This is a genomic window from Kribbella sp. NPDC054772 (genome assembly GCF_053611945.1).
Genome location: NZ_JBSHBJ010000004.1, coordinates 397,130 through 417,424 on the forward strand (window position 1 = coordinate 397,130; position 20,295 = coordinate 417,424).

General features: G+C 67.1%; 15 protein-coding genes. 7 read left to right on the forward strand and 8 right to left on the reverse strand.

Annotated features, from left to right (window positions below; all coding sequences use genetic code 11):
• The first annotated feature begins 47 nt into the window (after nt 1-47).
• From hrpB to ACWGID_RS10005, 7 genes are all read left to right on the forward strand, one after another.
• Nucleotides 48-2,567 carry an ATP-dependent helicase HrpB gene (gene hrpB, locus ACWGID_RS09975; RefSeq protein ID WP_452196042.1) on the forward strand — a complete coding sequence of 840 codons (2,520 nt, stop codon included), beginning with the start codon at nt 48-50 and terminating at the stop codon, nt 2,565-2,567.
• Nucleotides 2,568-3,001: 434 nt separating this feature from the next.
• A complete protein-coding gene (gene ngcE / locus ACWGID_RS09980; protein WP_452196043.1) occupies nt 3,002-4,411 on the forward strand; it encodes an N-acetylglucosamine/diacetylchitobiose ABC transporter substrate-binding protein in 1,410 nt (469 codons plus the stop codon).
• Nucleotides 4,408-5,403 (forward strand): carbohydrate ABC transporter permease, encoded by a 996-nt coding sequence (locus ACWGID_RS09985; protein WP_452196044.1) that lies wholly within the window; start codon nt 4,408-4,410, stop codon nt 5,401-5,403. Before ngcE ends, ACWGID_RS09985 begins: the two co-directional genes overlap by 4 nt.
• Nucleotides 5,400-6,290 carry a carbohydrate ABC transporter permease gene (locus ACWGID_RS09990; RefSeq protein ID WP_452196045.1) on the forward strand — a complete coding sequence of 297 codons (891 nt, stop codon included), beginning with the start codon at nt 5,400-5,402 and terminating at the stop codon, nt 6,288-6,290. Before ACWGID_RS09985 ends, ACWGID_RS09990 begins: the two co-directional genes overlap by 4 nt.
• Nucleotides 6,291-6,313: 23 nt before the next feature.
• Complete coding sequence (locus tag ACWGID_RS09995) at nt 6,314-6,865, forward strand: DUF6891 domain-containing protein (protein WP_452196046.1); 552 nt, start codon at nt 6,314-6,316, stop codon at nt 6,863-6,865.
• Nucleotides 6,862-7,455 carry a pyridoxal 5'-phosphate synthase glutaminase subunit PdxT gene (gene pdxT, locus ACWGID_RS10000; protein ID WP_452196047.1) on the forward strand — a complete coding sequence of 198 codons (594 nt, stop codon included), beginning with the start codon at nt 6,862-6,864 and terminating at the stop codon, nt 7,453-7,455. The genes ACWGID_RS09995 and pdxT overlap by 4 nt, the downstream gene beginning before the upstream one ends.
• 33 nt (nt 7,456-7,488) lie before the next feature.
• Nucleotides 7,489-8,250, forward strand: coding sequence for a YebC/PmpR family DNA-binding transcriptional regulator (locus ACWGID_RS10005; protein ID WP_452196048.1), 762 nt, complete (start codon nt 7,489-7,491; stop codon nt 8,248-8,250).
• 89 nt (nt 8,251-8,339) lie between these two features.
• Here the strand turns inward: ACWGID_RS10005 and ACWGID_RS10010 are convergent, their stop codons facing one another.
• The 8 genes from ACWGID_RS10010 to ACWGID_RS10045 all read right to left on the reverse strand — a co-directional run bounded on the left by ACWGID_RS10010 (nt 8,340) and on the right by ACWGID_RS10045 (nt 20,277).
• Nucleotides 8,340-11,000 carry an exo-rhamnogalacturonan lyase family protein gene (locus ACWGID_RS10010; RefSeq protein ID WP_452196049.1) on the reverse strand — a complete coding sequence of 887 codons (2,661 nt, stop codon included), beginning with the start codon at nt 10,998-11,000 and terminating at the stop codon, nt 8,340-8,342.
• Between the two features lie 5 nt (nt 11,001-11,005).
• Nucleotides 11,006-13,588: an exo-rhamnogalacturonan lyase family protein gene (locus tag ACWGID_RS10015; RefSeq protein WP_452196050.1), complete on the reverse strand. Its 2,583-nt coding sequence runs from the start codon at nt 13,586-13,588 to the stop codon at nt 11,006-11,008.
• A complete protein-coding gene (locus ACWGID_RS10020) occupies nt 13,585-14,472 on the reverse strand; it encodes a carbohydrate ABC transporter permease (protein WP_452196051.1) in 888 nt (295 codons plus the stop codon). Before ACWGID_RS10020 ends, ACWGID_RS10015 begins: the two co-directional genes overlap by 4 nt.
• A 12-nt stretch (nt 14,473-14,484) precedes the next feature.
• Nucleotides 14,485-15,474 (reverse strand): ABC transporter permease, encoded by a 990-nt coding sequence (locus ACWGID_RS10025; RefSeq protein WP_452196052.1) that lies wholly within the window; start codon nt 15,472-15,474, stop codon nt 14,485-14,487.
• A gap of 3 nt (nt 15,475-15,477) precedes the next feature.
• Nucleotides 15,478-17,034, reverse strand: a complete 1,557-nt coding sequence (locus ACWGID_RS10030; RefSeq protein WP_452196053.1) for an extracellular solute-binding protein — start codon at nt 17,032-17,034, stop codon at nt 15,478-15,480.
• Between the two features lie 10 nt (nt 17,035-17,044).
• Nucleotides 17,045-17,665: a YesL family protein gene (locus ACWGID_RS10035; RefSeq protein WP_452196054.1), complete on the reverse strand. Its 621-nt coding sequence runs from the start codon at nt 17,663-17,665 to the stop codon at nt 17,045-17,047.
• A 930-nt stretch (nt 17,666-18,595) separates the two neighbouring features.
• Nucleotides 18,596-19,231 (reverse strand): DUF1961 family protein, encoded by a 636-nt coding sequence (locus ACWGID_RS10040; RefSeq protein ID WP_452196055.1) that lies wholly within the window; start codon nt 19,229-19,231, stop codon nt 18,596-18,598.
• Nucleotides 19,231-20,277: a LacI family DNA-binding transcriptional regulator gene (locus tag ACWGID_RS10045; RefSeq protein WP_452196056.1), complete on the reverse strand. Its 1,047-nt coding sequence runs from the start codon at nt 20,275-20,277 to the stop codon at nt 19,231-19,233. Before ACWGID_RS10045 ends, ACWGID_RS10040 begins: the two co-directional genes overlap by 1 nt.
• Between the last annotated feature and the right edge of the window lie 18 nt (nt 20,278-20,295).

A 20,295-nucleotide genomic window follows, 5' to 3' on the forward strand; every position in this document is an offset into this window, starting at 1 on the left:
TGACCCGGGCCACCCCTTCGGTGGTCCGGGTCGGTTAGCGTCGGGGCGTGCTGCTGCCTGAATCGTCGGTACCGGGGGCGGACCTGCCTGTCCGCGAGGTCTTGCCTGCCACGGTCGACGCGGTGCGTTCACGCGGTACGGCGGTAGTGGTCGCCCCACCTGGTTCCGGGAAGACCTCGCTGTTGCCGCTGGCATTGGGCGACGCGCTCGGCGGCACGATCATCGTCGCCGAGCCGCGCAGGATGGCGACGCGTGCGGCCGCGGCCCGGTTGGCGACGCTGGTCGGCGAACCGCTCGGGCAGCGGATCGGCTACGCGATGCGCGGTGAACGCAGCGGCGGTCGAGGACTCCGCGTCGAGGTGGTGACGACGGGGCTCCTCGTACGGCGTCTGCAGCAGGACCCGGAGCTCCCGGGGGCGTCGGCGATCGTGATCGACGAGTGCCACGAGCGGCACCTCGATGCCGATCTGTTGCTCGCGCTCTGCGTCGACGTCCGGGCGAATCTTCGGGAGGACCTGGCGATCGTCGCGACGTCGGCGACCGCGGACACGGTCAGGATGAGTCGCGCGTTGGGCACCGAGGCTCCGGCGCCGGTGATCACGGCGTCGGCGGCGCTATTCGACGTGGCCGTCGAGTGGGCCCCACCACCGGTTCCCGTGCCGCTGCTACCGGGCGGACGGGTCGACCCGCGCCTGCTGGATCACGTCGCAGCTGTCGTTCAGCGTGCATTGACCGAGAACGACGGCGACATCCTCGTGTTCGTCCCGGGGGAGGCCGAGATCAACGGGGTGACCCGCCGGTTGGCCGGTCAGAACGTCCTGCCCTTGTACGGTCGCCAGTCACGGGCCGAGCAGGACCGCGCGCTGGCGCCGTCCGCCACTCGCCGGATCGTGGTCACGACGTCGGTTGCGGAGAGTTCGCTGACGGTGCCCGGGGTTCGTGTCGTGGTCGACTCGGGTCTGGCCCGGGAGCCGCGGACCGATCAGTCCCGTGGGCTTGGTGCGCTGGTCACCTGCAGGGTGTCGAGATCGTCGGCCGACCAGCGAGCGGGCCGCGCTGGGCGGGAGGCGCCGGGCCGGGTCTATCGGTGCTGGTCCGCCACCGACCACGCGCATCTCGACGACCACCCGGCGCCGGAGATCGCGATCGCCGATCTGGCAGGCTTCGCCCTCGACCTCGCGGCGTGGGGCGCGCCAGGTGGTGACGGTCTGGTCTTGCTCGAGGCGCCGCCGGTCGTGGCGATGACCGCGGCAACGGAACTGCTGCGCCGTCTCGATGCCGTTGACGACAACGGCCGGATCACCGAGCGGGGACGGCGAATGGCGGCGATCGGGGTGCATCCCCGGTTGGCTCGCGCGTTGCTGGACGGTACGCCGCGGGTCGGCGCCGAGCGGGCCCGCGAGGTCGTGGCGATGCTCTCGGACGACTCCGGCCGCGCGTTCGGCGATGATCTGCCGGCCCGTTGGCGAGCGCTGCGCCGCGGCGAGGACCGCGGAACTACGGCCCGCTGGCGAGAAGAAACGAAGCGCCTCGGCCGAGGGCTGACGCTCGGCGATCAGCTGGGTGGAGACCGAGGAACGCGCGCAGTTCCCGATGATCTTGCTGTCGGGGTTGTCGTGGGGCTGGCGTATCCGGACCGGATCGCGAGGATTCGGGCGGCCGACTCAGCGACGTACCAGATGTCCGGGGGTACGGGCGCTGCGCTGGATCCCGAGTCGCCGCTGCGGACCACGCCCTGGCTGGCGATCGCTGTTGCGGACCGGGCGCCTGGTCGCGCCGACGCCCGGATCCGTTCTGCGGCGCCGATCGATGAGCAGACGGCGCGCGACATCGCGGGCGACCTCGTCTCGACCAGCGACCAGATCCGCTGGGACGACGGTCGAATCGTGACGCGGCGCGTCGAGACATTCGGTGCGATCGTGCTCAACGACGTACCGCTGGCGAAGCCCGATCGGCTGCTCGTCCAAGCGGCTGTGCGAGACGGCATCCGGCGCAGCGGTCTTTCCGTACTGCGTTGGTCGGAGGCCGCACTCGCCTTACGGGAACGACTCGCGTTCTGCCACGCGCACCTCGGAGACCCGTGGCCGGCGGTCGATGACGCGGCATTGCTGGAAAGTCTCGACGAATGGCTGGGTACCGAGCTCGCCTCGGTGCGCCGCGCAGGCGATCTCGCCCGCATCGACGTGGCGTCGGCGCTCCGGCGACTCCTGCCATGGCCCGCGGCATCGCGGCTCGGCGAACTCGCACCCGAACGGCTCCAGGTCCCCTCGGGCTCCGAGGTGCGTCTCGCGTACGACGGCGCCGAGCCGCCGGTGCTCGCGGTGAAACTGCAGGAAGTCTTCGGCTGGACTGCCACTCCAGCCGTCGCGGACGGCCGAGTTCCGGTTGTTCTGCACCTACTGTCGCCCGCGCGGCGACCGGTCGCGATCACGAGCGATCTCGCCTCGTTCTGGAAGCAGGGCTATCCCCAGGTCCGCGCCGATCTGCGAGCCCGCTACCCCCGTCATCCGTGGCCGGAAGATCCACTCACCGCCGTCCCGACCAAGCGAGTCAAACCGCGCCGGTGAATCGATTGATCTGCTGTGCAATGAGGATTGTCAGGACAAGTTCCGGGCGATTTCCGGCGCTGGGGAATGGTCACTCCGAGGTCACGAATTGGGATCGGATTCGGCGCGTCTGTCGCGGTGCTGAGGTAGGAAGGCGAGCGTGGGGGCGTGCTGCGCAGACGTCGTTGGGGTTGGTTCGCCGATGATCGTCGGGTCCGGGACTCGCCGTCCCGAGGCTTGACGCCGCACGACTTTGGCAAAGACAATGCGTAATGATCTCGGGCGCAGTAGTGCGCCGAAGTGCGCTTTACTGCCAATATCGTGCAATATCGTGCGCTGGAAGGTGAGCAATCAGCCGCGACGAGGGCCGGCCGGCTGTGGACCGGGGGACGCTCACCACAAGGGGTAGGTGTCATCAGCACCGTCGGGAATCTAGTGAGAAGAGGCAAGACCAGATGAGCGAGACCAGCAAGATCGGACGTCGGAGTCTCCTGCGGGGGAGCCTGGCGGCGGCCGCGGTGCTTCCCCTCAGCGGTGCACTCGCCAGCTGCGCGGCCAGTGGCAGCAACGACAACAACCAGCAGAGCGGGACGAAGAGCTCGGACAACCCGTTCGGTATGGCGGACAAGTCCACCGTCGACGCCGTGATCTTCAACGGTGGGTACGGCTACGACTATGTGACCTTCGCGGCCAACATCGTGCAGCAGAAGCAGTCGGGCTCGACGGTCAAGGTTTCGCCGTCCACGCAGATCGCCCAGCAGCTGCAGCCGCGCTTCGTCGGCGGCAACCCGCCGGACCTGATCGACAACTCCGGCGCGAACCAGATCGGCTTCAACACGATCCTGGACCAGCTGGAGACCCTCGACGACGTCTTCGAGGCGAACAACTACGAGGGCAAGAAGATCTCCGACACGCTGTACGCGGGCGTCAAGGAGCCGGGCACCTTCGGCGACAAGTTCGTCGCGATCAACTACGTGCTGACGCTCTACGGCCTCTGGTACTCCGACAGCCTGTTCAAGGCCAACGGCTGGACCCCGCCGAAGACGTACGACGAGCTGCTCGACCTGGGCGCCAAGGCCAAGGCGAAGAACAAGTACCTGTTCGTCTGGGGCAAGGAAGCCGCGACGTACTACCAGACCCTGGCCGTCGACTCGGCGATCAAGGAAGGTGGCGACGACGTCCGCCTGTCACTCGGCAACCTCGAGGGCGACTGCTGGTCGAAGCCGCAGATCCAGGGCGTCTTCAAGGCCATGGAGACGATGGTCAAGAACGGGTACTTCGTCCCCGGTGGCGCCGGCACCCAGTTCACCGCCGCGCAGGCCAAGTGGAGCAACGACCAGCTCGCGATCCTGTACCCGTCGGGTTCCTGGATCGAGAACGAGATGAAGAAGGCCACCAAGACCGGCTTCGAGATGAAGGGCATCCCGGAGCCGACGCTGACCGCCAACTCGAAGCTGCCGTACGAGACGCTGCGCAGCGCGGCCGGTGAGCCGTTCATCGTCCCGTCCAAGGGCAAGAACGTGGCCGGTGGCAAGGAAGTCCTGCGGGCCATGCTGTCCAAGGACGCGGCGACCAACTTCGCCAAGACCCGGCTCGCGCCGACCATCGTCAAGGGCCTGGTGCCCGCGGACGGGTTCGGTTCGACCGCCCTGCAGTCGCAGACGCAGATGCTGGACGCCGCCGGCACCAACGTCTTCGACTACCAGTTCGTCAACCTGTACGGCACGAACCCCGACCAGCTGGTGGTCTGGAACTCGTTCCTGTCCGGCCAGCTCGACGCGGCCGGCCTGACGAAGGGCCTGCAGCAGATCACCGACAAGGTGCGCAACGACAGCTCCGTCAAGAAGATCCCGGTCACGAAGTGACCGTGTCGCAAGATGTCGCCCCGGGTGCCGGACCCAAGCGGTCCGGCACCCGGCGGCGCCGGCCGCTGACCTTCGACCGGGTCAGCTTCATGGTCGTGTTCCTCGGCCTGCCGCTGGCGATCTTCGTGATCTTCGTGGTCTCCCCGTTCGTGCAGGCGCTGTACTACTCGCTGACGGACTGGTCGGGATTCTCCTCCGGGATGCACTTCATCGGCTTCGACAACTACGTCAAGCTGTTCCACGACGACATCTTCCTGAAGGCCGTCCGCAACAACATCGAGCTCGCCATCGTGGTGCCGTTGGTGACCATCGTGCTGGCGCTGACGCTGGCCACGCTGGTGACGATCGGCGGCTCGGGGACCGGGACCGTCCGCGGGTTGAAGAACTCCGGCTACTACCGGATCGTCTCGTTCTTCCCGTACGTGATCCCCGCGATCGTGATCGGCCTGATCTGGGCCCAGGTGTTCACCCCGGCCTCGGGCATCCTGGACGCCGTACTGTCGAAGATCGGGCTGCACCAGTTCGAGAACTACGCCTGGCTCGGTGACGCCCGGACGGCGATGCCGGCCTCGATGTTCGTGATGATCTGGGGCTTCGTCGGCTTCTACATGGTGCTGTTCATCGCGGCCATCCGGGGCATCGACCCCGAGGTGTTCGAGGCCGCGCGGATCGACGGTGCCGGCCGGTTCCGGACCGCGGTGGGGATCACCCTGCCGCTGATCCGGGACAACGTGCAGACGGCGTACATCTATCTCGGCATCGCCGCGCTGGACGCGTTCGTCTACATGCAGGCGCTGAACCCTGGCGGTGGTCCGCAGAACTCGACCCTCGTCATGCCCCAGCAACTGTTCACCACAGCGTTCACCAAGGGTCAGTTCGGCTACTCGACCGCGATGGGCGTGATCCTGGCCGCCGTGACGATGCTGTTCGCGTTCGTGGTCTTCCTGGTCAACTATCTGACCGGCGGACGTGAGCGAAAGGTACGCCGATGACAACCACCGCCGACCGGACCGAACTGGCCCCGGCGTCCCGTGCGCACGGCCAGGGAAAGCGGGAGGGCAAGGGCGTCGCGGCGACCGCCCACATCGCGCTGATCCTGTGGTCGCTGCTGGTGATCCTGCCCCTGCTGTGGACGCTGCTGTCCTCGTTCAAGTCGACGCAGGAGGTGCTGGGCAACCCCCTGGCGCTGCCGAGCAAGCTGCACTTCAGCAACTACGCCAACGCCTGGACGACGGCCGGGATCGGTCGCTACTTCCTGAACACGGTGGTCGTCGTCGGCTGCGCGCTGGTGCTGGTGATGGTCCTCGGCGCGATGTGCGCGTACGTGCTGGCCAGGTTCTCGTTCCCCGGCAACCGGCTGATCTACTACTCGATGCTGGCGGGGCTGACGTTCCCGGTCTTCCTGGCGATCGTGCCACTGTTCTTCGTGCTGAAGAACCTCTCGCTGCTGAACACCCTGCCAGGGCTGATCATCACGTACGTCGCGTTCGCGCTGCCGTTCACCGTCTTCTTCCTGCACTCGTTCTTCAAGGCCCTGCCGGGAGAGGTGTACGAGGCGGCGCAGATCGACGGCGCCGGTGAGTGGCGCACGTTCTTCCAGGTGATGCTGCCGATGGCGCGCCCCGGGATGGCGTCGGTCGCCATCTTCAACTTCCTGGGCCTGTGGAACCAGTTCTTGCTCCCCGTCGCCCTGAATACTGACTCGAAGAACTACGTGCTCTCCCAGGGCATGGCGTCGTTCGCGTCGCAGGCCGGTTACGCGGTGGACTTCGGCGCGTTGTTCGCGGCCGTGGTGATCACCGTCGCGCCGGTGCTGGTCGTCTACATCATCTTCCAGCGTCAGCTGCAGGTCTCCGCGACCGCCGGAGGAGTGAAGTAGCCGGCTCGACTACGCTGGTCGGTATGCATGTGGACGAGCGGACCGCCCGGGAACTGCGTGGCCTGGCCCGCGTCCTGGTGCGGTCCGGGTACGCCGACCACGCGGCGATCACCGCCGCGCTGACCGAAGCGGTCCAGGAGGACGCCCCGTCGATGGACGCGGCGTCCCTGGTCCCGCTGCTGATCGGCGAGGCCGTGATGGACCTCGACGCCGAGGCGGCCGACTGGCCCGTGACCACGGATCCGGACCGACTGGACGCCGTACTCGCGGAGCTGGAGTCCCGAGGGCTGGTGGTGGTCCGGTACACGTCGGACCACCACGACGCGCGGCAGCGGCTCGAGGCCGCGGCGAGTCCTCAAGGGGTGGTGTTCTTCACCGACACCGACGTCTGGCACGCGGTCGACTTCGGGATGCTGGAGCTCAAGGTCTGGCATCCCGACACCGCGAACGTGGCGCCCGGCGACCCGCTGCTGGAGGACGTGCTGGAGCTCCTGAACCGCCACGACCTGCCCGCCGTGTTCGACGAGGGCCGCATCGAGGTCACGCTCGACTGGCAACGGAGAGTGACACTGTGACGGTCATCGGCGTGTTCGCGCTGCAGGGGAACGTGCGCGAGCACCTCGCGATGCTGACCGAGGTCGGCGTCGAGGCTCGGCCGGTACGCCGTCCGTCCGAGCTGGCGCAGGTCGACGCGATGGTGCTGCCGGGCGGCGAGTCATCCACGATGGACAAGCTGGCCCGCTCGTTCGAGCTGTTCGAGCCGTTGCAGAAGCGGATCGCCGACGGGATGCCGGTGTTCGGTACCTGCGCCGGGATGATCATGCTCGCGGACGAGATCACCGGCGGGATCACGGGCCAGGAGACGCTCGGCGGGCTGGACGTCACGGTCCGCCGGAACGCGTTCGGGCGGCAGGTCGACTCGTTCGAGGCCGACCTGGAGTTCGCGGCATTCGACACGCCGTACCACGCGGTGTTCATCCGGGCACCGTGGGTGGAGCGGGTCGGTCGGGACGTCGAGGTACTGTCGACAGTGAGCTCGGGCCCCGCCACGGGTAGGATCGTCGCGGTCCGCCACGATCGGCTGCTGGCCACGTCGTTCCATCCGGAGATGACCGGGGACGCCAGGCTGCACGGGTACTTCGCCGATCTGGTCCGGAGCCGCTGAGTCGTTGTTGTAGGTAGAAGGGTTGGGTTCGCCATGTCAGGCCACTCCAAGTGGGCCACCACGAAGCACAAGAAAGCCGTCATCGACGCGAAGCGCGGCAAGCTCTTCGCGAAGTTGATCAAGAACATCGAGGTGGCCGCCCGGATGGGCGGTGGCGACCCTGGCGGGAACCCGACCCTGTACGACGCCATCCAGAAGGCGAAGAAGTCGTCGGTCCCGAACGACAACATCGACCGCGCGGTCAAGCGTGGTTCCGGGGCCGAGGCCGGCGGTGCGGAGTACCAGACGATCATGTACGAGGGCTACGGCCCGAACGGCGTGGCGATGCTGGTCGAGTGTCTGACCGACAACCGGAACCGGGCCGCCGCCGACGTCCGGACCGCGATGTCGCGCAACGGCGGTTCGCTCGCCGACCCGAACTCGGTCGCGTACATGTTCAACCGCAAGGGCGTCATCGTCGTCGCGAAGGACCAGGACGGGAAGTCGCTGTCCGAGGACGACGTGATGGAGGCCGTGCTCGAGGCCGGCGCCGACGAGGTGAACGACCTGGGTGAGTCCTGGGAGATCGTCACCGAGGCCACCGACATGGTCGCGGCCCGGACGGCGCTGCAGGACGCCGGCATCGACTACGACTCCGCCGACGTCCAGTTCGTCCCGTCGATGACGGTGGAACTGGACGCCGACGGCGCCGGCAAGATCTTCCGCCTGATCGACGCCCTCGAGGACAGCGACGACGTCCAGAACGTCTACGCCAACTTCGACGTGAGTGACGAGATCATGGCCGAGGTCGGCTGACCCGAGTCACTTCCCGGAGACCCCGCCGACTGCCGAAGCCGTCAGCGGTTGTACGCCGAGAGCCAGTACCGCCCTGGCTGCCGGCCACCTCATGGGTTGACGATCTGGTTGCCGACCAGGGCGAGGGTTTGGATCGCGGCCAGGCCGTAGAGGGCCGTGGTGTTGGTGGAGACCCATTTCGCGGACTTGGTCGGGTTGAGGGTGGTCGTGACGTCGTCGGCGCTCCACGGGAGGTTCGGGCCGTAGCCGTCGCCGGTGTAGAACTCCTTCCAGGCACGCGCTGCCAGGTCGTCGCGGTTCAGGCGGACAGCGGCGTACGCCGTCAGTCGGGCGTGACCCTGGCGCAGGATGAGGTTGCCGAAGTACGCGCCGCACTCGGCGGTCTGCTCCGCACGGGTGCCGTTGAACAAGCGGCAGTACTGCAGCCACGCGGACTCGAACGCCGGCATGTCCACCAGATCGATCAGCTCGGCGCACATCTCCACCTCGCCGAACATGGCACTCAGGTGCGACACACTCACCGTCTTAGCCGTCACCGGCGCGAAACGACCGGTGTCGAGGTCGTAGAGCCCACTGCCGGTCACGAAGCCGTTCGGCATCGCCCCGATCGTCTCCATCGTCCCGAGCAGCTTGGCCTTCGCCACATCCGCCTTGGGCCCCTGGCGTTCCCACTCGGTCAGCCACGCCGCCGCCAGACCACTCCAGTCGGTACCGAGGCCGATGGACAGCGCATGCGGGTCAGGTGTGTACGGCGCGGTCCTGATCTTCCGGATCGGGTCCAGCACCAGGAACGTCTTGTCCGAGTCGACCAGCTCGGACAGCAGGTCGCCAGTACGCTCGTCAGCCGTCAGGAAGTAGTAGAACCGCCGGTACGCCGCCGTACTGATCCGCTGCTGTTTCGCGCTGTCCGCCCAGTGCTGTACGCCGTGCCGTGTACCCAGGCCGGCCCACTGGCCAAGGTGATAGACGTCGACCTCACCAGTGTGTCGCGTCATCGCCTCGGCGAACCGGAAGATGTCGGCACGTCCGGAGCGCAGGAACGCGTACCAGAGCCACAGGTCGGGGGAGAGCTCCGAGTTGTCCCACGCGTACCCGCCGACGTCGTACCGCCACACCTGCCGGTCCTCGTCGAACGTGTGCATGATGTCGCCGTAGTCCCAGAACCCGTACCAGTGCCGTGACTCGACCTGACCGCGGTAGTAGTCGAACAAGAAGTCCAGATGGTCCTCGATGGACTTCTTGGCCGGCACCGATCGGTCCACCGGCGTGAACAGCCCACCGAACACCCGAGTGCTCACCAGATGGTCCACAGGGTTGATCAGCTGCGGTGGAGTGCGCACCTGGTCCGCCATGTCGCCCAGCCGTGCTGCGGTGGGCGTAGCCGCCAGCGCCCAGAACGTGAGCTCCGCAGTACGGGCGATGCCGTACGGCGTACCGAATCCGGGCTCGTGGTCCTCGTAGGTGATCTCGAGCGCGTCGAGCTGCTTCGCGTACGTGTCCTCGCCCAGGCCGTCGTGGTAGAAGCGCGTGTCCATTGCGCCGGCGGCCGGAGACCACAGCCAGACGGTGACCTCGGCGTCGTCGCTCGCCGCGTTCCGGATGTCGAGCTGGGTCGGGTGCCGTTGCCAGAAATCCCTGAGTCCGAAGGCGAATCCACCGCTGACACCACCGACGTACCCGAGGCCGGACGCCCGCTTGCCCTGGTCCACCGAGATCCACCCGCGACCTGTGCCGGTTCGCTTCTTGACGGTGAACCCGTCCGCGTTCAACTGGCTCAGTGAGTAGTCGCTCCACTCCGGGATCCACTGCAGTCGCGACGTCACTCGCTGGTCCCACGTCGACGGGCCGGCCAGCTTCGTCCCGGCGACCTGGGCGGCGCGTATGGCGGCACCGGGGTCACGCCGCAGACCGGTGATCCCCTTCACTGCCTCGGACACCATGCCGTGGCCCTCGCCGACGAACCGGACGTGCCGGTCGTACGCCGCATCGCGCATCGGCACCGAGAACCGCACGCCGAGTCCCGCGATGTAGTCCTTCTGGCCGTCCCGGTCGTAGACGAACGTGTGCACCATCCGCACGTTCTCCGCGCCGGCCGTGAAGTACAGCCGGACCGAGAACGGCAACCAGGTCAGGCCCTTGCGCGACTTGTGCCGCCCTTGGATCCGGACGACGGCACGCACCGGACCGGACTGCTCCACGGTGACGTTCGTGATGTCGCTGGTGTACTGCTCGCGGACCGCGCCGCCGTCTTCGTCGTCGGCGATCTTGTCCTGCTTGAGGTTGACCAGCTGACCCTTGTGCGCGATCAGCACGTCACCGCGCCAGATGTGGCTGATCAGGTCGGTGCCACTCTTGCGGATCCGGGTCTTGATGACGCCGGTGTCGACGTCGACGTACAGCTTCTCGTCCTGCACCGTGACGGGCCGCGCGGGCGCGGTCGCCGTACCAGGGCCGAGTGAGTAGGACTCGGTCGGTGCTTCCACTGCGATCGAATGTGCACTCCACTTCAGCGAACCGTCCGGCCAGTAGGCGGTCGGCCAGCTCTGCAGCGGTACGTCGGTACCGTCGGCCGCCTTGAGTGCGAAGGACTGGTTCGCCGGTACGGCGCCCTTCGGCCACGGCGTACCCCAGGTCGTGACAGCTGCCGTTGTCGGCTTGCCTTCGAGCCAGCTGAGCTTCACGTCCGGGGTTGCCGCCGCCGCGGCGGGCTGGATGTTGTCGAGCAGGGACACCGCAGGTACTGCGGCCATACCTGCTAGGACAGTGCGTCGGGAGACCTCCATGCCGTTCCACCTCTGTCGTGTCGGTGTTCGGGGATCAGGGACAGGTTCTGGATCGCTGCGAGCGCGTACTGCGCCGCGCCGTTGGTACTGATGAACGCCGCCTCGTCGACCGGCATCAGGCCGCCGTCGACCGGAGTGGTTCGCCACTCCGTCTCGCGTTGCATCGCATTGCGGTTGAGTTGGTCGCCTTCGTCGAGGAAGAACTTGCGCCAGGCCAGCCGGGCGAGCTCCGGGTTCCCCGTGCGAGCCGCGGCGTACGCCGCCAGTCGGCTGTGCGCCTGGACCAGTGAGATGCCTTGAAGGGGCTGACCGACCTCTGCGGTCTGCTCCTCCGCGGAGAGCAGGTACAGCCGGCAGTAGTCCAGCCAAGCCTTCTCGAACCCGGGTACGTCGAGGTCCAGGTCGATGAGCTCGGAACAGAGCTCGGGCAGACCGAACAGCGAGGACAGGTGGGACACCGCGATGCCTCGCCGGCTGGTGTCGAAGCGTCCGGTCGTGAGGTCGAGCCGTGCGTTGCCGGTCAAGAAGCCGTAGTGCAGTGCGGCGATGTCGGACATGGTTCCCAGGAGCCGGGCACGTGCTCGCTCGTCACCGTGCCGCTCCCACCGCGTGAGCCAGGCAGCAGCCAGTGCACCCCAGTCCACGCCCAGCTCGATCGACAGCGCGTGGGGGTCGGGGGAGTAGACATCCGGCCGTACCTTGCGCTGCGGGTCCACCGCGAGGAACGTCTCCTCGACGGCCGCCAGCTCGTCGAGTAGGTCGCCGGTCCGCTCGTCAGCGGTCAGGTAGTAGTAGAAGCGCCGGTAGATCGCACTGGAGATGCGCACCTGCTTGCAGCTACAGCCCCAGTGCTGCACGTTGTGCCGCGACCCCAGACCCTTCCAGCGTCCCAGGTGATGTACGTCGACCTCGCCGGTGTGCCTGGTCATCGACTCGGCGAATCGGAACACGTCCGCACGGCCCGTCCGCAGGTACTGGTACCAGAGCCACAGGTCGGGCGAGAGCTCCGAGTTGTCCCAGGCGTACCCACCCACGTCGTACCGCCAGGTGTGCCGGTCGCTGTCGTAGGTGTGCATGACGTCGCCATAGTCCCAGAACCCGTACCAGCGGCGTTGCTCGCGTTGACCCACGTAGTACCCGAAGAGGAAGTTGAGCCGGGCTTCGATGTCCTGGTGGTCAGCGGTCGGCAGACTCCACGTGCCGAACAAACCTGCATCGAGGAGGCGGGCTGGTGATGCTGTGAGGAGTCCGGGGGAGTTGAGGAGGGCTACGTGTTCGGACAGCTCTTCAGCCGACGGTGTGGCGTCGTGGACGCGCAAGGTGAGCTCATGGGTGCGTGCGACACCGTGAGCGTTGCCGAAGCCCGGCTCGTAGTCCTCGTAGGTGATCTCGAGTCCTTCGAGCTGCTCGGCGTACGTGTCCTGGTCCATGCCGTCGTGCCAGTAGCGGACGTCCATGGCGGGCGCACTGGGCGACCACATCCACACTGTCGCGGTGGCGAGGTCAGTGGCGGCATTTCGGATGTCGAGGCGGGTTGGGTGCAGTTTCCAGAAGTCGCGGAGTCCGAAACCCAGTCCGCCGCTGGCGCCGCCGACGTACCCGTAGCCGGGTGCTCTGGTGCCGGCTGGGATGGTGACCCACCCCTGTCCCGGTCCGGTGCGTTTGCGCAGGGTGAAGCCGTCAGCGCTGCTCTGGTCGAGGGTGTAGTCGTTCCACTGCGGGATGAGGTGCAGGCGGTCGGCCACCTCGGGGTTGGGGATCGTTGTGACGTCACGGCCGGCCACCTGGGTACGCCGTACCCCCTCGCCCGGATCGCGACGCAAGCCGGTCAGACCGCGTACTGCCTCGGTCAGGAACCCGGACGGACCCGCCAGCCGGATGTGGCGGTTGTGCGGATCGTCGCGCATCACCACGTCCGCACTGAGACCGAGACCGGCCAGGAAGTCCTGGTCCGGATCCCCGTCCCACACGAAGCTGTGGACCACCCGTACGTCGGTGGCACCCGCGTAGAAGTACAGCCGCACCGAGAACGGCAGCCAGTCGCCGTGCTTGCCGGTGAGCTTCACAACAGCCCGTACCGGCCCGTCCTGCTCGACCGTGATGCTGTCCACGGTCGCCGTCGTCTGCTCTCGCGTTCCGCCCAGGTCGTCGGTCGGTGCGCTCTGCCGGAGACTCACCAGCCGTACGTCGCGCACCACCTCCTGACCGTCATAGGTGATCGAGGCAACCAGCCCGGGCTGTCGCAGTACCCACGTGACGGCGCCTGTCGACACGCGCACCTCGCCGTCGGCCCGCTCGACCTGCACCGGCTGACTCGGCGTCGCTGGTTCGCCAGGCACCAGTTCGTACGACGACTCCGGTCGCTCGGACGGACCGATCGCGTGAGCGGACCACTTGACCGACCCGTCCGGCCATGTAGCGGTCGTCCAGCTCTGCACCGGCGTACCGTCGGCCAACGCGAACCGGGTGCCCTCGGCAACTGTTCCACGCGGCCAGGGAACGCCCCAGGAAACGCCCTGTCGACAAGGAGTCTCCAACCATTGCAGCGTCGTCATTCCTTCACCGATCCGATCAGCACGCCCTTCGCGAAGTGTTTCTGCAGGAACGGGTAGAAGAAGAGGATCGGGAGCGTCGCCACCACCACGACCGCGAACTTCAGGCCCTGCTCCGGGAACGTCACCGTCTCCAGTTGCTGCAGCACGTTCGCCGAGTCCGCGTTCGCGGCGGTGAGCTGGCGGACGATCATCTGCAGCGTCCACTTCTTGTTGTCGTCGATGTAGAGCAATGGCGACATGTAGTCGTTCCAGATCCCGACCGCGTAGAACAGCGAGAACGTCGCGATGATCGGTTTCGACAACGGCAGCACGATCCGCAGGAACACGTTCAGCTCGTTGCAGCCGTCGATCCGGGCCGCTTCCTCGAGCGCCTCGGGCAGCTCCTGGAAGAAGCTCTTCACGACGATCAGGTAGAACGGGTTGATCGCAAGCGGCAGGATCAGCGCCCAGTAGCTGTCCAGCAGCCCCAGGTTCCGCACGACGAGGTAGGTCGGGATCATGCCGCCGCTGAACACCAGCGTGAAGATCACCAGGTTCAGTACCAGCGTCCGTCCCGGCAGGAACCGTTTCGCCAGCGGATACGCCATGGTCAGCGTGAGCAGCAGCTGGATGACGGTGCCGACGGCGGTCACCGCGACCGTGGTCAGCAACGCCCGGACGAACGTGTCGGTCGAGAAGATGTAGTGGTACGTGTCGGTGACGAACTTGTGCGGCCACAGGAAGAACGGCCGCGAGCTGATCTCGGACTCGGTCGCGAACGACCCGGCGAGCACGTAGAGCAGCGGCAGCACCGTGACCACGCCGAGCCCGGCCAGCAGCACGGCGTTCAGTACGTCGAACACGCGGCTGCCGACCGAGTCGTAGTACCGCACTCGTTGTTTCATGAATCGTCCCTCTCAGAACAGACCGCGCTGGCCCATGCGCTTGGCCAGCAGGTTGGAGCCGAAGATCAGGACGACGCCGACGACGCCCTTGAACAATCCGACAGCGGTCGCGTAGCTGAACGAGCCCTGGGTGATGCCGATGTAGTAGACGAACGTGTCGAACACGTCCGCGACGTCGCGGTTCAGTGACGTCGTCATCAGCCAGATCTGCTCGAACCCGGAGTCCATCAGGTGCCCGGACGTCAGGATCGCCATCACCACGATCGTCGGCCGGATCGCCGGCAGCGTGATGTGCCAGAACTGCCGCCACCGCCCGGCGCCGTCCACCCGGGCCGCCTCGTACAGCTGCGAGTCCACACCGGCCAGCGCGGCCAGGTAGATGATCGTGCCCCAGCCGGTCTGCTTCCACAGCAGCTGCAGCACGATCAGCGGCCGGAACCACCCGGCCTGCGCCACGTAGTCGGTCTTCTGCCCGCCGACGATGCTGTGGATCCAGTTCGCGATCACGCCGAAGTCCACCGAGAACAGCAGGTAGGTCAGCGACGCGACGATCGTCCAGGACAGGAAGTGCGGGATGTAGACCAGCGACTGCACGGACCGCTTGAGCACGTTGACGCGGAGCTCGTTCAGCAGCAGCGCGACGACGATCGGGGCCGGGAACACGAACACGATCGTCAGTACGGCGAGCAGCAACGTGTTGAACAGCAGCCGCCCGAAGTCCGGGCCGCTGAACAGTTCCTGGAAGTGCTTCAGCCCGACCCATTCACTGCCCGAGTAGCCGAGGAACGGCACATAGTCCTTGAACGCGATCGTCAGTCCGTACATCGGCAGGTACTTGAACACGACGAAGTACGCCAGACCGGGCAGCAGCAACAAGTACAGCCAGCGGTAGCGGACGAGGTCCCGTGGGATGTTCCGGGCGCGGTGGGTGCGCTTCGGGGCGGGCGCCGGCCGCGATTCAGCGGCCGGCTGCACCACCTCTGGCACCAAGTCGGTGGCCATGGATCAGCCGCCGGCCTTGGCGGAGAGGTCGTTGACCTCCTTGGCGATCTGGGTCCCGCCACCGTCGTACCAGCGCTTGATCTGGGCCTTCAGCTGGTCCTCCGTGATCGCACCGGACAGGTACTTGATCCGGGCGTCCGGGATGATCGTGTCGAGCGTCTGACCCTTCGCCACCGAGGTCGGCGCGATGATGCTCAGCGCCGGGTTGAACACCGCGGTCTTCAGGTCCTCGTTCATCAGGACGTCGAACTTCTCCCGCATCGCCCGGCTCGCCTCGTCACTCGGCCGCAGCGCGTACGCGCCCATCCCGACCGACGCCCGCGTCCCGAGCTGGATGAACGCCTTGTCCACGTCGTTCTGGATCGCCTTCACCTTCGGGTCGTCCTGGCCGACCGGTACGGCGTACTGCCCGTCGGCCTTGAAGTTGCGGCCCTCGATCCCGTTCGTGAGCAGGATCGAGCCCTCCTTCGACTCGAGCTTGTCCAGCGTCTGCAGCACCTGGTCGAGTTGCTCCTCGGTCCGGATGTGCTGCTTGGAGATCGCGATCACCATGTTGTAGCCGGTGAACGGGTACGAGTGCTTCTCGCCGTCCGGGCCCTTCAGGTTGCCGACCAGGGTGACCTTGTCGAAGTCCTTCGGGTTCTTCTCCTTGAACAGGTCCAGCAACTGGGTGGCGCGCACGTTGACGTCGATGATCATGCCGCCCTTGCCCTGCACGAACGGGTCGTTCCAGTTCGCGCTGTCCAAGGTCGCGAAGTCCGGGTTCACCAGGCCTTCCTTCACCCAGCCGCGCAGCCACTCGTTGGCCTTCAGGAACTCCGGGGTGTCGAAGCCCGGGACCAGCTTGCCGTCGCGTTCACCCCAGCCGTTCGGGGCGCCGAACCAGGTCTCGATCACGTCGTACGGGCTGGCGCTCGCGTAGCCGCCGGGCCACTTCGGGATGATCAGGCCGTAGGTGTCCTTCTTGCCGTTGCCGTCCGGGTCCTTCTCGGTGAACGCCTTCGCGATCGTGTACAGGTCCTCGACGGTCTGCGGTTCCTTCAGCCCGAGCTTGGCCAGCCAGTCCTTGCGGATCACGATCCCGGACCGCAGCAGCGGCCGGACCCGGTAGATGCCGTAGGTCTTGCCGTTCGTCTGGGTGTTCTTCGCGGTCTGTTCGTTGGCCGGCTTCAGGTTCGGGTACTTGTCGACCTTGCCGGTCAGGTCCCAGAATGCGCCTGCCTCGGCCGCCTTGACGAACGACGGGCTCTTCTCGTTCGCGACCATCACGTCCGGGATCTTGTCCGAGGCGAGGGTGACGTTCGACTTGTCGCCGTACTCCGCGTTCGGCACCCAGGTGATCTGGAGCTTCTTGCCGATCAGTTTCTCGACCGCCTGCTGCAGCTCGCCGTTCGCGGCCGGCGCGGTACCGAACAGCGGCGCCATCACCGTCAGTTCGTTGGTTGCTTCACTGCCCTTGGAATCGCCGCCGCCGGAACAGGCGGATGCGGCGAGCAGCGCCGTGGTCAGCGCGGCGGTGACGGCGGTGACGGCGGTGCGCCGTCGGGAGAAGATGGTCATGAGTTCCCTTTCAGTTACCGCTGGGGTGCAGACGCGCTTCGTTCTCGGCGAAGAAGCGCTGGCAGAGCCAGGTGTCGAGCTGGATCCACGCGCCGCCGGCCAGGACGATCCCGAGCACCGGGAACTTGACCGACCCGTAGGCGATGGACAGCGCGACGAACAGCAGGACCAGGGACGACGCCGGCCGCGCGAGCGCGACCAACGATGCCTTGGGCAACAACGCGCGGACGCCGAGGTCGTAGTGCACGGCCATCGGGAACGCGTACCCGGCGATCAGCCCGAGCACCACGAGCGCTCCGAGACTGGCCAGCCGGGGGAGTGCGGCACCGAGCGCCGCGAAGTACAGGTAGTTGCCGACGAGGACGACGGCGACCACGGCCACCGGCAGCACCACGAGCGTGCCGCGGCGGAACTCACGGCGGAACGCGGTACGGAAGGGGGGGAGTGCATGAAACGATTCACCGAATGACCTGCGTCTGGCCAGCGAATAGGCCGCCAACGTGGCCGGCCCGATACCCAGCGCAACACCACCGAGCAGCGTGAACAGCACCCAGAGCGCATTCAGCTTGATCACCCAAACGACCTCGTCGGCCGCGCCGTACAGCTTGATCGCCCACCCGTCGCCACCCATCACCACCCGCCTCCTTTCGGCCGAAAAGTGATGTGACCGTAAGGTTGAATCGTCTCAATGTCAACACCTCGGAAAGCGTTTGTCAGAGACCGGTCATGGAGATCCGTACGCCGACGTTCACCCAGCACAAACGACCGAGAGCACGCCCCGACGAGAGCCGCGGCGAGCGCGGGGCAGCGAGAGCAGGCGGTGAGCGCGAGAGCGGCGTACCTGCGCTCGCGCTTGAGGGGTTATCCACTCGAATGAGGGGTTCTCTGATGGTGTGGAAGGGGAGAACCCCCTACCCGCGGGGTTATCGGCTCATGTGCGGCGTGGGGTGGCGGTTCGGTGGGCGGGCGAGGCGGCGGAGCGGGCCTGGGCTCACGGTGTGGGGACTGGTGACAAGCAATTTCAGGTCTCCAGTCACCAGTACTTGTGGCAGCCCGCGACGGCTGGCTGCTTGCTGAAGCGTGACCGGGTGGGGAGGCGGGAGTTCGCCTGCCAATTCCGCCTAACCCCCGAGTTCCCTTGCGCCGGTCCCGCGTTACGCCGTACCTGCGGTGCGGCTTCCGGAGCGCGTCGCGCGGGCGGGCGGTGTCGCTCGAGGTACACGGCGGTATCCGGTGGTGCGGCCCCGAGTGCGGCGTACCTGCGCTCGCGGTTCGAGGGGTTGTCCGCTCGGACGAGGGGTTCTCTGGTGGTGCGGAGGGGGAGAAGCCCTTACCTGCGGGGTTATCCGCTCGTACGTGGGCTGGGGTGGCGGTTCGGTGGGTGGGGGAGGTGGCGGAGCGGGCCTGGGGTCACGGTGTGGGGACTGGTGACAAGCAATTTCATGTCTTCAGTCACCACTGCTTGTGGCAGCCCGCGACGGTTGGCGGTTGGTGACACATGACCTCGTGGGCGGGCAGGAACCCGCGTGCCGCGTGTGCGGTACGTCGTGGGGCGCGGGGGCTACGGGGTGGTGATGCGGAGGTTGGCGTAGTCGGCGATTAGGGGGCTCATTTGGCGGAGGCCGAGTTTGCCGCCGGGGAGGGGGTTGGGGTCTTGCCAGGTGAAGGTGACCAAGTCGTTGATGGCGAAGGTGATTTCGCCGTGCTCGACGGAAAGGCGCAGGTGGTACGGGGCCTTGGCGTCGGCTACGTCGGGGATGGGGTCGGCGCCTTGGGCAACTAAGTGGAAGCCGTAGCTTTTGCGGAGGTTGCAGGTGTGGAAGGCGCGTTCGGCCGGCCAGCGGCGGCGGAAGTAGGAGACGTGGTACGTGTCGAGGTCGCCGTGGTGGTACTGCTCGTACGGACCCGTGCGCGGCTGAAGGTCGAAGAGGTCCTCGCCGCGGCGGCCGCGGGCGTGGAAGAACAGGATGCAGAGACCGGGTTCGCGGATCGGCCAGAAGTCCCACTCGACGGTGATGTCGGGCGGGAAGTCCTCCGGGCACCACGCGACGATGTTCGCGTCCTGCCCGTCCTCGGCCGGCCGGCGGCTTTCGAGGCGCAGACGCCCTTGCGGGAACGAGGTTGCGGCGTCGCCCTCGATCCGGAACCCGTCGAGATCAGCCGGGGTCGCGAGCAGGTTCTCGTAGAGCGTCGGCATCAGCGGCGGCGGGTGAAGTCGCTGGATTCGCGGACGATCAGGTCGGGCTGGAAGATCACCTGACGATGCCGGTGCTGGTCCGCGGACTCGACCTCCTCCTGCAGTAACTCCATCGCCGACCGCCCGAGCAACTCGGCCGGCTGCCGGACCGACGACAGGGGTACGGCGGCGGCGCGCGCGAAGTCGATGTCGTCGTACCCGACGATCGCCATGTCGCGGGGGACGCGGAGTCCGGCGACCGCCATCGCCTGCAGGAATCCCAGCGCGAGCAGGTCGTTCGCGAGGAACGCCGCGGTGGGGCGGGAGCGGACCGGGAGCGCGGCGATGCGTTCGCCGATCGCGCGACCCTCGACGACGCCCATCACGTCGACCTCGTACTGCTGGAGGTCGACGTCACTCGCTTCGGCCGCGACCGCGGTGATGCCGGCCTGGCGGTCCTTCACCTGCTGCATCGTGAACGGCCCGCCGACGAAGGCGATCCGGCGATGGCCGGACTCGATCAGGTGCGTACCCGCGAGGCGTCCGCCGAGTTGGTCGTCGACCGAGACCGAGCACAACCCGCGGTCCGCCGTACGGTCGACGAGGACTACCGGCGTACCGCGGTCGACCAGGGCGGACAGGCGTGGATCGCTGCTGTCGAAGGGGGTGATGAGGACGCCGAGCACGCGTTGTTGCTCGAGTTGGTCGAGGTGGTGACCTTCGCGGACCGGGTCGGTCTTGCTGTTGCAGAGCATCACGACCGTGTCGTACTCGGAGGCGAGCGTTTCGGCGCCTTCGGCGAGTGCGGTGAAGAACGGGTTGGCGACGTCGAGTACGACGAGGCCGACGGTGCGGCTGCGGCCGGCGCGGAGGTGGCGCGCGGCCTCGTTCCGCACGAAGCCGAGCGCGGTGATGCTGTCCTGGACGCGCTTGCGGGTCGCCGGCGCGACGATCCCAGGGCGGTTGAGGAAGTTGCTGACCGTCCCGACCGAGACTCCGGCCCGCTGCGCAACCTCCTTGATGCTGGGCGTCGCCATCGTCCCCCGTCCAGCAGCAGTGTCGGTCATCCGCAGTCTAACGAGCCC